Below are 13191 nucleotides of genomic sequence, written 5' to 3' on the forward strand. Positions count from 1 at the left end.
AGCGCCGGATCAGTCACCGCCCATGCCGGCCAACGCCACCCGCAACCGCGCCGCACTGGCGCGCGGGCAATTGAGCTGAATCCGCGCCAGCCCCAGCCAATTCGCCAGCTGCCTCAGGTGCAGCGCCAACGCCAGCATCCCCTCCTCGTCCAGGCCTTGCTGCTCTTCATGGACCCCATGCACCGCCAGGCAGCCGAATGCCCGCTCTGCCCGAAGATCAACCCGCGCGGCAATCCGCTCACGGTGCAGGAACGGCAGCACGTAATAGCCATAAACTCGCTTGGCTGGCGGCGTGTAGATTTCCAGCCGATAGCGAAAATCGAACAACCGCTCGGTTCGACTGCGCTCCCAGATCAACGAATCAAACGGCGACAGCAATGCACTGGCAACCACAGTGCGCGGCACCGAAGGATCGGGCAGGCAATAGGCCGGTTGCTTCCAGCCCTGCACCTGGCACACCTGCAACTGGCCATTCTCGACCAGTTCGCCCAGCGCATGCCGACACGGCGCCAACTCCAGGCGAAAATAGTCGCGCAAGTCCTTTTCCGTACTGACTCCCAAGGCGCTGGCTGCGCGCAACAACAGCCCCTTCTGGGCTTCAGCTTCCCCGAGCAGGGGGTGCTGCAGGATCTGTGCGGGAATGACCCGCTCCGGCAAATCATAAAGACGCTCAAAGCCCCGGCGCCCCGCCACTGTCACTTCACCGGCGGCAAATAACCATTCCAGCGCATGCTTCTCGGCACTCCAGTCCCACCAAGGGCCAGCTCGTTCCTGGCGAGTGGACAAGCTGCCGGCACCGAGCGCCCCGCGCTCCTCAACCAGGGCCAGCACTCTACGAATGGTCACCTGTTGCTCCCGGCCGAAGACCGCCAGTTGCTGATAAATGCCCTGCCCTTGCGCTGCCCGTTGCATGCGCCAGCGCATCAGGGGATACATCGATAACGGCAGCAAGGAGGCCTCATGCCCCCAATACTCGAACAACGTCCGTCGCCGCCCCTGACTCCAGGCGGCCTGGTCAAGCAAGTCGGTTGAGTAATGGCCCAGGCGAGAGAACAAGGGAAGGTAATGCGAGCGCACCAGGGCGTTGACCGAATCGATCTGCAGGACGCCCAGCCGCTCGATCGACTGATTGAGCCGGGTTGACTTGACCGCCGCTGGCGGCTGGCGCCCGGAGAACCCTTGGGCGGTCAGCGCCAGGCGCCGGGCCTGTTTCAAGGAAAAGCAGAGAGAACCGTTCATTCGATAACTCGTGATGAAGGCTCCCTCCACCTTAGTGCCAGGTTCACAAAACGCCAATGAGCCCGGTCATCGCTGCAACGGATCATCCCAGAAAGGACGAGCATACTCCTTGAGCACATCCGCCCGGCTCAGGCCAATGTCCCGCAGCCGATCATCACTCATGCGAGCCAGCTCGGCACGATCCTGGCTCAGCTGTCGCCAGCGCCCCAACTGCGCCAAAGCCCTGCACAGCCCCTGGCTGGACGCACCCAGCGTCAATCGCAGTGCCCGGGTTCCCACACTCATTAGCTTCTGCTGTCGCTCCATGACGGTACTCCTCAGAATTGAGGGCGCAGTCTTGTACAGGTGCAGAATCGGGCCTAGGGAATGTCTATGACTGCCTGTTTCCTGATCGGCACAAGCTCCATGGCAAGGGCTTTCGCACGGTGCGATGAAGCAGTGACCGAACATTTCAACAGACGCTGGCGGTTACTTGCCCAGACCCATGGGATCCTCCCAGAAATGCCGCTCGGATTCCTGCTCGACATCCGCCCGGCTCAAGCCGATGTCTTTTAGCGCTTCATCGCTCAGGCTGGCCAACAGCGTGCGCTCACGGTAGAGCTGATGCCAGCGGGTGAGCTTGTCCAGCAGGTGGTGCAGAGAGAAGCCATGGTGTGAAAAATGGTCCAGCTGCACGTAACCTTTTTGACCTTTCATCGTCTTGCCCTCCGTTGTGGATGGCTCAAGTCTCGCGCCAGGACTAAGATCAATCCAACGAATGTTTCTAATGAAACACATCTCGGAGATTGATCAATTGGCCTACCCCAGTATCGATACCGACGTCCTGCGCACCTTCGTCGCCATCGCCGACCAAGGCGGGTTCACCCGTGCTGGCGAGCTGGTCAACCGCACGCAATCGGCGGTGAGCATGCAGATGAAGCGCCTGGAAGAAGACGTGTTGCAGCGCCAGCTGTTTCAACGAGACGGCCGCCAGGTCAAACTGACCGCCGAGGGCCAGGTGCTACTGGGATATGCCCGGCGCATCCTCAAACTGCACAGCGAAGTGTTCAACACCCTGCGCGAGCCGCACATGGTTGGCACCGTGCGCATCGGCACGCCCGATGACTACGTGATGCGGTTTTTACCCGGCATCCTTTCGCGCTTTGCCCAGTCCTACCCACTGATTCAGATCGAAGTGCATTGCGAGTCGTCCAAACAGCTCCTGCTGCGCCAAGACCTCGACTTGTCGATCGTTACCCGCGAACCCGGCAGCGAGATCGGCCAATTGCTACGCAAGGAGCGCTTCGTCTGGGCCCAGGCGCAGTGCTACAACCCCATCGAACAAACCCCCTTGCCGCTGGCGATGTTCAACAGTGATTGCTTCTGCCGTCTCTGGGCCTGCAATGCGCTGGACGCTTCCGGACGCGAGTACCGGATCGCCTACAACAGTTCGAGCCTGTCGGCGATCATGGCGGTGGTCAGCGCAGGCCTGGCGATCACCGCGCAACTGGAGAGCCTCATTCCTCAAGACATGCGCATCCTCGGCGAGGCTGAAGGGCTGCCCCAGCTACCCGAGGCCAGCATCATGCTGGTGCGCAACCTGCATCACCCTTCGCCGATCACCGAGTGCCTGGCGGAACACATCGTCGAGGGCTTCAAACTTTAAAGGCGAGCATCACCGCACACAGCACGAGAAAACCGCAGAACAGCCCGCGCAGCCATCGCTCCGGCAGGGCATGGGCGATCCTCACGCCCCAGCTGATGCTCAGCAAACCACCGAGCGCCATCGGCAGTGCGATGCTCCAGTTCACTTGCTGGTGAACCGCATAGGTCACCAGGGTCACGCCGGTACTGGGCAAGGCCAACGCCAGCGACAACCCTTGGGCGACCACCTGGGTAGTGCCGAACAGGCTGGTGAGCACCGGTGTCGCCACCACCGCACCGCCCACGCCGAACAATCCACCCATGGCTCCGGAAGCTGCGCCCAGTACGCCCAACCACGGCCAGCCGTAACGCATCTGTCCAGTGGCCGGGGTGCTGGCCATGAACATTCGCAGCAGGTTGTACGCCGACAAGGCCACTAGAAAGGCGACAAACCCGATACGCATCACCTGGGCATCAATCCCGACCGCCCAGATCGAGCCGAGCCAGGCGAAGCAGAACCCCATCGAGGCCAGCGGCAACGCATGACGCAGTTCGATACGATTGCGTTGGTGATAGCGCCACAGCGCCAGCATGACATTCGGCACCACCATCACCAGCGCGGTACCTTGTGCCAACTGCTGGTCCAGACCGAACAGCACTCCGAGCACAGGAATGGCGATCAAGCCACCGCCAATTCCGAACAAGCCACCCACGGTGCCGAGTGCGGCCCCTAGTGCCAGATAGATCATTAATTCAATCACGGGCGATTTCCTCTCGCATCAGGCAATACATGCTACGCAGTCAGCTCTGGCGGGGAAACGCACAGCAACGCACAATGGCTATGCCAACTTAGCACAAGCACAGCACCATGAATCCGAACGCACTCACCGATCAACTGGGGCTTTTTCTCGACGTACTGGAAACCGGCAGCTTTTCGGCCGCCTCTCGCCGCCATCCGCTGACACCTTCAGCCGTGGCCAGGCGCATAGACAGCCTGGAGAACGCCCTCGGCAGCCAGTTGTTCGTACGCAGTACCCACGCCGTGCGTGCCACGCCCGCCGGGCTGGCGTTTGCCGAGCGGGCACGGCGGATCGTCAGCGAATTGCGCCTGGCCCGCGCCGAGGCCGCATCCATGAGCAGCGCGCCGGAAGGCCTGATCCGGGTCGACGCGCCCGCTGCATTCGGACGTCGGCACCTGGCACCGGTGATCGCCGATTTCCTGGGGCTGTACCCCGGGCTGGACGTGCAATTGCACTTGATCGACAGCTTCGTCGACATGCACGGCTCGAACCTGGGCAAGGTCGATCTGGTACTGCGCGCCGGGCAAATGGCAGACACACGCATGGTCGCCACCCCGCTGGCCTGCATGGTGCGGATTGCCTGCGCCAGCCCGGCCTACCTCAAGCGTCGCGGTACACCCCGCCATCCGGGAGAGTTGCGTGAGCACGATGGCCTCGACTGGGCGGGCCTGGCGCCGCCCTTCGCCTGGCGCTTCGAAGTGGATGGGCAACTGCAATTGCATCGCCCGTCACGCATTCGCCTGAGCGCCAACAACGCCGAAGCCCTGCTCTACGGAGCCCTCGCCGGCCTGGGCATCGCCCACCTGCCCACCTGGTTGTGCGGCGAATACTTGTTGCGCAGTGAATTGCTGCCGCTGTTTTGCGAAGGCGGTTTGCCGAAACCGGAAAACACCGGCATCTACGCTTTACGCCTCGAGCAGCAGGCCAGTTCGCGTAGTCGCTTGTTGCTGGAATACCTCAAGAGCCGCTTCAGCCCGGTGCCCCCCTGGGATATGGCGCTGCAACGAGACTTCGGCCGGCTCTAGCTGAAAATTATCTGGCGCATTAAACACTCGCCCGCTAGATTCATGACGATCACCGATCAAGGCCAAGACATGACCCCTCCTCGCAACACCCCGGACAACTGCGACAACCTACTGCTGGATAACCAGCTGTGCTTTGCCCTGCACTCCACGTCACTGCTGATGACCAAGGTCTACAAACCCCTGCTGCAAGCGCTTGGCCTGACCTACCCGCAATATCTGGCAATGATGGTGTTGTGGGAACGGGACGGGCTGACCGTCGGCGAAATCAGTCACCGCCTGCTGACCGACCCCGGTTCGCTGACGCCCTTGCTCAAGCGCCTGGAAGCAGAGGGCCTGCTGAGCCGCACCCGCAGTCGTGAAGATGAGCGGGTGGTCATCGTCGAGCTCACCGAACAAGGCCGGGCGTTGCGAGACCAAGCCCGTGACATTCCGCCCTGCATTCTCGGCGCCAGCGGCCAGACCCTGGAGCAAATGCGCAAGCTGCAGGCCGATCTGCAGAACCTGCGCAGCCATCTGCAAGACAGCCTCTGACACCCCCGCTGCCTGGCAGCGGTCTAGCAGGCGAACACAGTCATGCGGTGCTCCTGATACACCGCCTGTACTGCCAAACCAGCCTCCCCCCAAAAACCGCGCAGATCGGTAGATACCATTTCGCTCGAGCCAATCGAAAAAATATCTTGCGCGCAAGATATTTGAGCGATACATTTATTTGGCGGTTACTTAGCGCGCAAACCTTTAGCGCAAAAAACGTAAACTCCGAAGAGGCTCATACCATGCAAACGCTCTATACCGCTGTTGCAACCGCTACCGGTGGCCGTGATGGCCGCGCCGTTTCCAGTGACAACATCCTCGACGTCAAGCTCGCCACCCCGAAAGAACTGGGCGGAGCCGGCGGTGCGGCGACCAACCCCGAACAACTGTTCGCTGCCGGTTATTCGGCATGCTTCATCGGCGCACTGAAATTCGTCGCCAGCCAGACCAAGCGCAAGATTCCCGATGACGCCTCGATCACAGCTCATGTCGGCATCGGTCAGATTCCTGGTGGCTTCGGCTTGGACATCGACCTGCATGTCAGCCTGCCAGGCCTGGAGCAGAGCGATGCCCAAAACCTGGTCGATGCCGCGCACCAGGTCTGCCCTTACTCCAATGCCACTCGCGGCAACGTCGACGTTCGCCTGCACGTCACCGTTTAAGTGCTCGTACCGATCAGACGCGCACAAAAAAGCCCGACTCAATGGTCGGGCTTTTTCTTGCCTACAAGAACTGCACTTATTTAGCACGGCCTTTGTAAGAACCGCCTTCGCGGGTATCGATCTCGATCATATCGCCGATTTCGATGAAGTCAGCAACCGACAGCTCGGTACCGTTCTTCAGTTTGGCAGGCTTCATCACCTTGCCGGAAGTGTCACCGCGAGCGGAACCTTCGGTGTAGTCAACCTGACGCACGATAGTGGTCGGCAGCTCTACGGAAACCAGACGGTCTTCGAAGAATACGGCTTCGCAAACGTCGGTCATGCCTTCTTCCACGAATGGCAGAACGCTTTCGATGTCTTCGGCGTTCAGCTCGTACATGGTGTAGTCGGTGGTGTCCATGAACGTGTAGGTGTCGCCGCTGATGAAGGACAGGGTCGCTTCTTTGCGGTCGAGGATCACGTCGTCCAGTTTGTCGTCAGCGCTGTAAACGATCTCGGTCTTGTAACCGGTCAGCAGGTTTTTCAGCTTGGTCTTCATGATCGCGCTGTTACGACCGGACTTGGTGAATTCAGCTTTCTGAACCAGCCAAGGGTCGTTTTCGAGACGGATCACCGTACCGGGTTTCAGTTCTTTACCAGTTTTCATTGCGAATATCCGAATTTGGATGGGATTTACAAAAATCTAGGCCGCGTATCATATCCAATTTAGGTAAAACTGCACCAGCGCCGCAGCAAGATCGGCTTGCAAAGCCTGTTCCAGACACCATGCCTGGGCGTGATTTTGCAGTTCTGGCCAGTGCTCCCGTGCCGCAGCCCATGCCGGGGCCATTCCTTCACCCGTGTTCCACGCTCGCCACAACCCCTCTAGCGCCGTGCGCGCCGCGGGCGACAGGCGTTGGGTATAGAGCGCCAGAAAAGCTTCAAGCTTGTCGAGGTGGATGTCTTCTTCCTGCTGATAAATATGCCACAACATCGGACGAGCGGCCCACTGCGCCCGGACGAATGAGTCCTCTCCACGCACCGCGTTGAAATCACAGCTCCACAGCAGCAGGTCATACTGATCCTGCCGGACGAACGGCAGCACTTGCACGGTCAGGGCACCCCGTACCTCCCGGGCCCCGACCGACAATCCGTCGACACCCAGCCAGCGCGACACATCGCCGAGGATTCGTCCTTCGGGCACCAGCAGATGAGTGGCTCTTGCGCCGGCCGCCATGACATCCAGCCAATCGGCCAGACCAGCGTTCTCATAAGCAAAGAGCGAGATCAACTCTGCCCCTTCGGCACGCTCGACACCCAGCCCTTGCAAGAACGCCTGCCGGGCGTGCGGGTCGGCCTGGAATTGCTCGCGGCGCAGCAGTAGATCGCGCTCGCGCAGCAGGCCTCCAGTACCGGCCTGGAAGCCCGGGAAGAAAAAGTACTTTTGCACATGCTTGTGCTTCACCGACGGCAGGCCATGGCAACCGACGATCCAGTCCTCGGCACTCAGGTAATCCAGGTTCATCCACAGCGGGGTGGTTTCACGGGCCGCCATTGCCTCCATATAAGCACCGGGCAACTGACAGGCAAATGCCGCGATCACCACGTCGGCGGCATCCGTCGGCTGCCAGTGCGACGGCCAATGACACACTTCGACGCCCTGCTGCCATTGCCGCGCCATGTTAATGTCCAGCTCTGGGCACAGGCGTTCGAACGCACGCAAGTCGTCGACCCACAGACGCACCGAACAATGATGCTCGGCCACCAACTGTCGGGCCAGGCGCCAGGTCACGCCGATGTCGCCGTAGTTATCGACAACCGTGCAAAAAATATCCCAGTCGACTTTCATTCCGGGCTCCGTGGGGCAAAGACCTCAATTGTCCGCATAAATCGTCGTGCGCAGAAGTGCCAAGGTCGATTAATCTTCATGCGACAATCATCGATTGCCCGACATCCGCGCCAGGAGGCCGTCATGCCCTACCGCCCACCCGCTCGTCGCACGCTGGCCATCACGCTCGATCCACGGCAATTGATTGTCAGCATCGCGCTGGGTCTATGGCTGGGATTCCTGGCCATCGCACTGACCTGCTGGCTATTGTCGATGGTCTTGCCCGGCGAGCAACTGGCTCCTTTGGCCGAAGCGACCCGGCAACTGACGCAGCCCAAACCATCGGCGGTCGAACCTGCGCCCGCGCTGTTCGAGCAGTACCAGGAAAATCTGCGTAAACAGGCGCAGCAGCAGTCGCTCGATCAGGCTCGCAGCAACACCCGCAACCTGTCCAACCCCAAATGCCAGTTCTGGCTGCAACAAGACCAGACGGCCCCCAACGAAAAAAGTCGTGCCAATGTCCTGCAATTCTGCGATTGATCATGAATAAACAAACGGTCCACCAACTGATTCTGGAAAAGCTCTCAGCCGATCTCGAGATTGCCCGGCGCGCGGCACAAACCGCCTACGAAACCGCCACCCATGAAGAAAACATAGCCGAAAACAAGTACGACACCCTGGGCCTGGAGGCGTCCTACCTGGCGGCAGGCCAGGCCAAGCGCGTGGAGGAAATTCGCCAGGCGCTGGTGCTTTGCCAGAACATGAACCTGGGGGCCTATAACGCTCAACAAGGCATCCAGGTCGGCACCCTGCTCGGTCTTGAAGACGAAAACGGGCGCCAGCAATGGCTGTTTCTGGCTCCTGACGGGGCGGGGTTGAAGGTCTGCCTGGTGGGGCAGCCGATTACCGTCATCACCCCGCACTCACCGCTGGGCAAAAGCCTGGTGGGCAAGTTCGAGGATGATGAGGTAGAAATTGTGGTGGCGGGCACTCGGCAACAGTTCACTGTCACCGAGGTGCTTTAGTGAACCGGTAGCTCAACGTCGGCGAACAGCTCTTCCAGTTCCTGTTTGTTGTGGCACTGGATGGCTTTGGCCATGACGTCACGGGTCAGATGCGGGGCGAACTTCTCGATGAAATCGCACATGAACCCACGCAGGAATGTCCCGCGGCGGAAACCGATCTTGGTCACGCTGGATTCGAACAGTTCGCTGGCATCGAGCACCACCAGGTCGTTGTCGAGCTTGGTGTCGACCGCCATCTTGGCCACGATACCGACGCCCAGGCCCAGGCGGACATAGGTCTTGATCACGTCGGCGTCGGCCGCGGTGAACACCACTTTCGGGGTCAGGCCACGGTGACTGAACGCTTCGTCGAGCTTCGAGCGGCCAGTGAAACCGAACACGTACGTCACGATCGGGTACTCGGCCAGGGCTTCGAGGCTCAGCTTCGGCAGCTTGGTCAACGGGTGCCCCTGGGGCACGACCACGCAACGGTTCCAGCGGTAGCACGGCATCATCACCAGGTCACCGAACAGCTCCAGGGCTTCGGTGGCGATGGCGAAATCCACGGTGCCGTCGGCGGCCATTTCGGCGATCTGCATCGGCGAGCCCTGGTGCATGTGCAGGGCAACGTCAGGGTATTGCTTGATGAAATTACTGATGACCGGCGGCAGCGCGTAACGTGCCTGGGTGTGGGTGGTGGCGATCGACAGGGTGCCTTTCTTCTCGTTGGAGAACTCCTGGGCAATCTGCTTGATGCTTTCGACCTTGCGCAGTATCTCGCCAGCGGTGGTGATGATGCGCTCACCGGCAGGGGTCACTCGGGTCAGGTGCTTGCCGCTGCGTGCGAAGACCTCGACGCCCAATTCGTCTTCCAGCAGACGGATCTGCTTGCTGATGCCCGGCTGCGAGGTGTACAGGCTTTGGGCGGTAGCGGAAACGTTGAGGTCGTGGTGCGCCACTTCCCAGATGTAGCGCAATTGTTGAAGCTTCATATGAATCCCTCAAAGCAGATAGACGCCACGGGCATCAGCGACGATATATAACTATATGAATGGCCTGAAGAATAAATCTAGAACTTTTTCATCAAAAGGCCAGCGTTCTCGCCTCAAATATCTCCGTGGCGTCGGCGTTGCGACAAGGGCACCAGGTAAACCGGGACCTGGGACAGTTGCAAGACCCGCGCGGCCGTGCGCCCCAACGGCGTTTCGCCCCCTGCCCCATGGCTGTGGCTACCCAGGATCAACAAGTCCACCGAGAGCTTCTGTGCCTGCTCGAGAATGACCTGCGACGGGTCGCCCTGAAACACTCTGACCGATTGAATCAGCGCCAGGTCCTGCTGCCCCTCCCCCAACTCTTCGCGAAAACTGTCGAGTACGCGCTGCTCGATATTGGCCATCACTGTACTCAAGCCCTGGCTGTGAAATTCGTTCAGGGCCTGCTCATCCAGATAGCTCTGCAACACCGATTCGGCAAACAGACCCATGGGTTCAACGGCGTGCACTACATACAGATCGGCTCTGAATGTCCGAGCCAGCGCCAGTGCATGTTGCATCACAAAGGGAGCGTATAGGCCGAGGTCAGTGGCATACAGAATCGAATGAATCATGTGGCCTCCTCGAATGCCAAGATGGCGGAGCTTGATTCAGCTTAGCAGTGCCACAGCGAGTACGACATTCCGGGTAAAGCGTTGAACAAAGGGCTTAAACCTTCAGTTCATTGCTGATGCCATGGGGCACATGACCGGTGGCCACCACCTCGCGTGCCAGCTCGCAATGACCCGCCTGATCGTCGAAAAACACATCGGCGGCAAAGGCCTCGAGAAAGGCCGACTTGGTCAGGCCGCCGAGAAACAGCGATTCATCGAGTCGGATATCCCACTCGCGCAGCGTACGAATCACTCGCTCATGGGCCGGCGCCGAACGGGCTGTCACCAAGGCCGTGCGGATCGGGCAACGGTCTTCGGGAAACTCCCGTTGCAAGGCATTGAGTGCAGCCAGAAACCCCTTGAACGGACCACCGCGCAACGGTTCTCGTGCTGCCTGACGTTCACTGGCCTGAAAGGCTTCCAGGCCACCGGCCTGATAGACCCGCTCCGACTCATCGGAAAACAGCACCGCGTCACCATCGAAGGCGATGCGCAATTCCTCGCTGGCGGCACGGCTGGCACCCCCGGACAGAATGGTCGCCGCGGCAAACCCCGCGTCCAGTGCACTGCGCACATCGTCGGCATGCGTGGAGAGAAACAGGTCGCAGCCGAACGCCTTGAGATACGGGTACGGGCTTCGCCCACCGACAAACGCCGCCCGGGAAATCGCCAGCCCGTAATGGTGGATCGAATTGAACACGCGCAGACCGGTGTCGGCACTGTTGCGCGACACCAGCACCACCTCGACCCGCGCCTTGCCCAGGCTGGCATTGAGGTTGAGCAGCTTTTGCACCAGGGGGAAGGCATCGCCCGGCTCGAGGATTTCGTCTTCGTGTTCGATCTGATATTGCCGGTACGCCTCGACGCCACTGGCCAGATAGACCTGATGGCTGTCACTCAGGTCGAACAGCGCCCGCGAAGAAATCGCCAACACCAGTCTGTTGTCTATCCCGTTTGCCATGCGTACTCCCCCTGGCTGAAAGACTCAGCCGTTACGCCCGTCGATAAAGCTCAGGGCCTGATACAAGGCTTCGATTTTCGGTAGCGAACAACCGGCAGCCTTGGCCGCCGCCAAGGGCCTTTCATAGATGGCGGCCAGTTCCAGCGGTCGTTTATTCAGGTAATCGTGGTACATGCTCGGCCAGTAATCGGGCATGTGCTCGGTGACCTTGAACAAATGCTCGGCGTACCCCGCTGGCATGCTGTAGCCACACGCCTGCGCCCCCTGCACCACTTCGGCCATCAATGCCTGGATCAGCTGACGGCTGTTTTCATCCGCCATCAATGGCGTGGTGCTCGCACCGAGCAATACCGACAAACCGTTGTATGGGACATTCCAGACCAGTTTCTGCCAACGCGCCTGCGCAAGATTGGCCATGGCCTGGGAATCAAGACCGGCGGCACGGAACAAGCCCGCGCCCTGTTCCACAATCTGCTGACGCGCAGGCTCCTCCGCCTGCGCCGGGCCACTGTGGTAACCCAGGTGTACCGCACCCAGCGCCTGGTGCTCGATCACGCCGGGACCTGCGCGATGCACACAGATAAAACACAGGCCGCCCAACAGGTGCAGGCTGTCCGGCAGCACCTCCCGCAGACTGTCTTCGACCTCCAGGCCGTTTTGCAGCAACAGCACCTTGGCATCGGCTGCGGCGGCCTTGATGATCGTCGGTGCCAACGCGGCATTGCCGGTGGTCTTGGTACCGACCAGCAACCAGTCACAGGGTGGCATGTCCTCAGCCGAGGAATAGGCCTGGACCGGGTTCAGGGTCACGGCACCGTACGGCGCACTGTTGAGTTGCAGGCCGTGCTCAGCCACCGCCGAAAACTCGCTGCGCAGTAGAAAATGCACGTCGAACCCGGCTTTCGCCAGCATTACGCCGTAGAAGCCACCAATCGCCCCGGTACCGATAATGCCGATTTTCGGCTTTTGAATCGTTGCACTCATCACGGTAACTCCTCTGGATCCCGACTCAGCGCCAGCCCCACCGCCGTGTTCAATTCGGTGCGGGTCAAGCGCGACTGTAGCGCCCCATAAAACTCACCGTCGCGCACCACAAACAGCGCCGGCAAATGAAAGACCTGATAACGCTCCACCACCCCACCGTTATCGCCGGCATCGATCCAGCACAGTTGATCGATATCCAGCGCCTGGCGGGGTAATTGCTGACGCGCCCAGCGACAACCGGAGCAACCCTGGCTGGTGAAAACCACCAGGGAAACGCCACTCATCGCCAGCAACCGCTGGTCGGCATCGAAATCGGTCAGTTCCCATACGACCACTATACTGGGGAGAACACTGTCGAATGACCGACACTTGGAGTCCGTGTTCATGGGGCGTTTCATTCCTCATCCTGATGACGTGCCCGTCGAGTTAACGTTGCGCAAGCACCAGTGTATTTCTCGACAAGAGTTGCACTCTATCAGTCTCGGAGGCGTGGCTTGCAATTACCACCGCGCCTGGCGCAAGGGAACGGCACTGGAAGTGCGAATGCCGACCTTGAGTGAAAATGTCTGCTACCTGGGCTATGTGGCCTGGTGCCTGCGACGAAAGCATGGCTATCTGGTGGGGATCGCCTTCATCGACGAGCAAACCCTGTTCAAGGCGCGGATGGGCGAACAGGTCTGCCAGATCGAACGTTACTACCGGCAACAGGAACGCCAGCGCGAACAGCAAGGCATCCAGGCCCTGGCCCTCGAATGGGTCGACCAGCATGCCACGGAGTACTCCAATGAGACCGTTCACCAGGCTTTTGTGCAGCCAGCACTGGATTAAACCCGTGCCTGCCCATTGTCGAGCAACAGTGTAACGCGCTAAGGTTCGGCTCCCCGCTGCGCTTAAATCATGCTGTGCTCCG

At 60.2% G+C, this 13191-nt stretch carries 18 protein-coding genes; 7 read left to right on the forward strand and 11 right to left on the reverse strand.

Going from position 1 to position 13191, the window contains the following annotated elements; translation table 11 throughout:
• Positions 1 to 9: 9 nt before the first annotated feature.
• The 3 genes from CKW07_RS05010 to CKW07_RS05020 form a co-directional block, all read right to left on the reverse strand.
• Positions 10 to 1239, reverse strand: coding sequence for a winged helix-turn-helix domain-containing protein (locus tag CKW07_RS05010; RefSeq protein ID WP_095143870.1), 1230 nt, complete (start codon positions 1237 to 1239; stop codon positions 10 to 12).
• A 66-nt stretch (positions 1240 to 1305) separates the two neighbouring features.
• Positions 1306 to 1545 (reverse strand): DUF1127 domain-containing protein, encoded by a 240-nt coding sequence (locus tag CKW07_RS05015; protein ID WP_256577022.1) that lies wholly within the window; start codon positions 1543 to 1545, stop codon positions 1306 to 1308.
• A 162-nt stretch (positions 1546 to 1707) separates the two neighbouring features.
• Positions 1708 to 1935 carry a DUF1127 domain-containing protein gene (locus CKW07_RS05020; protein WP_095078670.1) on the reverse strand — a complete coding sequence of 76 codons (228 nt, stop codon included), beginning with the start codon at positions 1933 to 1935 and terminating at the stop codon, positions 1708 to 1710.
• 70 nt (positions 1936 to 2005) lie between these two features.
• Here CKW07_RS05020 and CKW07_RS05025 point away from each other — a divergent pair, with 70 nt between their 5' ends.
• Entirely contained in the window at positions 2006 to 2884 is an 879-nt protein-coding gene (locus tag CKW07_RS05025) for a LysR substrate-binding domain-containing protein (protein WP_176465272.1), read from the forward strand.
• Here CKW07_RS05025 and CKW07_RS05030 read toward each other — a convergent pair.
• Positions 2874 to 3611, reverse strand: coding sequence for a sulfite exporter TauE/SafE family protein (locus CKW07_RS05030; protein ID WP_371850641.1), 738 nt, complete (start codon positions 3609 to 3611; stop codon positions 2874 to 2876). The two genes, CKW07_RS05025 and CKW07_RS05030, sit on opposite strands and share 11 nt — an antisense overlap.
• Positions 3612 to 3730: 119 nt before the next feature.
• On the opposite strand from CKW07_RS05030, the gene CKW07_RS05035 reads away from it, so the two are divergent.
• The 3 genes from CKW07_RS05035 to CKW07_RS05045 all read left to right on the forward strand — a co-directional run bounded on the left by CKW07_RS05035 (position 3731) and on the right by CKW07_RS05045 (position 5880).
• Complete coding sequence (locus tag CKW07_RS05035; protein ID WP_095143873.1) at positions 3731 to 4687, forward strand: LysR family transcriptional regulator; 957 nt, start codon at positions 3731 to 3733, stop codon at positions 4685 to 4687.
• 69 nt (positions 4688 to 4756) lie between these two features.
• Positions 4757 to 5218, forward strand: coding sequence for a MarR family winged helix-turn-helix transcriptional regulator (locus tag CKW07_RS05040; RefSeq protein WP_095144067.1), 462 nt, complete (start codon positions 4757 to 4759; stop codon positions 5216 to 5218).
• Between the two features lie 242 nt (positions 5219 to 5460).
• Positions 5461 to 5880, forward strand: a complete 420-nt coding sequence (locus CKW07_RS05045; RefSeq protein ID WP_095143874.1) for an organic hydroperoxide resistance protein — start codon at positions 5461 to 5463, stop codon at positions 5878 to 5880.
• Between the two features lie 76 nt (positions 5881 to 5956).
• On the opposite strand, the gene CKW07_RS05050 is transcribed toward CKW07_RS05045, so the two are convergent.
• Together CKW07_RS05050 and earP are read right to left on the reverse strand one after the other, a co-directional pair.
• Entirely contained in the window at positions 5957 to 6526 is a 570-nt protein-coding gene (locus CKW07_RS05050) for an elongation factor P (RefSeq protein ID WP_002554550.1), read from the reverse strand.
• Between the two features lie 48 nt (positions 6527 to 6574).
• A complete protein-coding gene (gene earP, locus CKW07_RS05055; RefSeq protein ID WP_095143875.1) occupies positions 6575 to 7708 on the reverse strand; it encodes an elongation factor P maturation arginine rhamnosyltransferase EarP in 1134 nt (377 codons plus the stop codon).
• Between the two features lie 123 nt (positions 7709 to 7831).
• On the opposite strand from earP, the gene CKW07_RS05060 reads away from it, so the two are divergent.
• Together CKW07_RS05060 and CKW07_RS05065 are read left to right on the forward strand one after the other, a co-directional pair.
• Complete coding sequence (locus CKW07_RS05060) at positions 7832 to 8227, forward strand: hypothetical protein (RefSeq protein WP_095143876.1); 396 nt, start codon at positions 7832 to 7834, stop codon at positions 8225 to 8227.
• 2 nt (positions 8228 to 8229) lie between these two features.
• Positions 8230 to 8712 carry a GreA/GreB family elongation factor gene (locus CKW07_RS05065; RefSeq protein WP_095143877.1) on the forward strand — a complete coding sequence of 161 codons (483 nt, stop codon included), beginning with the start codon at positions 8230 to 8232 and terminating at the stop codon, positions 8710 to 8712.
• Here CKW07_RS05065 and cysB read toward each other — a convergent pair.
• The 5 genes from cysB to CKW07_RS05090 all read right to left on the reverse strand — a co-directional run bounded on the left by cysB (position 8709) and on the right by CKW07_RS05090 (position 12667).
• On the reverse strand, positions 8709 to 9683 hold the full coding sequence (gene cysB, locus CKW07_RS05070; protein WP_095143878.1) for an HTH-type transcriptional regulator CysB: 975 nt from the start codon (positions 9681 to 9683) through the stop codon (positions 8709 to 8711). The two genes, CKW07_RS05065 and cysB, sit on opposite strands and share 4 nt — an antisense overlap.
• Before the next feature lie 113 nt (positions 9684 to 9796).
• Positions 9797 to 10297 (reverse strand): universal stress protein, encoded by a 501-nt coding sequence (locus CKW07_RS05075; protein WP_095078661.1) that lies wholly within the window; start codon positions 10295 to 10297, stop codon positions 9797 to 9799.
• A gap of 94 nt (positions 10298 to 10391) precedes the next feature.
• Entirely contained in the window at positions 10392 to 11297 is a 906-nt protein-coding gene (locus CKW07_RS05080) for a 5'-nucleotidase (protein WP_095078660.1), read from the reverse strand.
• Positions 11298 to 11321: 24 nt separating this feature from the next.
• Positions 11322 to 12281 (reverse strand): putative 2-dehydropantoate 2-reductase, encoded by a 960-nt coding sequence (locus CKW07_RS05085; RefSeq protein ID WP_095143879.1) that lies wholly within the window; start codon positions 12279 to 12281, stop codon positions 11322 to 11324.
• Positions 12281 to 12667, reverse strand: a complete 387-nt coding sequence (locus tag CKW07_RS05090; RefSeq protein WP_095143880.1) for a thioredoxin family protein — start codon at positions 12665 to 12667, stop codon at positions 12281 to 12283. Before CKW07_RS05090 ends, CKW07_RS05085 begins: the two co-directional genes overlap by 1 nt.
• Here CKW07_RS05090 and CKW07_RS05095 point away from each other — a divergent pair.
• A complete protein-coding gene (locus CKW07_RS05095) occupies positions 12666 to 13109 on the forward strand; it encodes a PilZ domain-containing protein (RefSeq protein ID WP_095143881.1) in 444 nt (147 codons plus the stop codon). The genes CKW07_RS05090 and CKW07_RS05095 overlap by 2 nt on opposite strands.
• The last annotated feature ends 82 nt before the right edge of the window (positions 13110 to 13191 follow it).

The organism is Pseudomonas sp. Irchel s3b6 (genome assembly GCF_900187415.1).
Lineage (GTDB): Bacteria > Pseudomonadota > Gammaproteobacteria > Pseudomonadales > Pseudomonadaceae > Aquipseudomonas.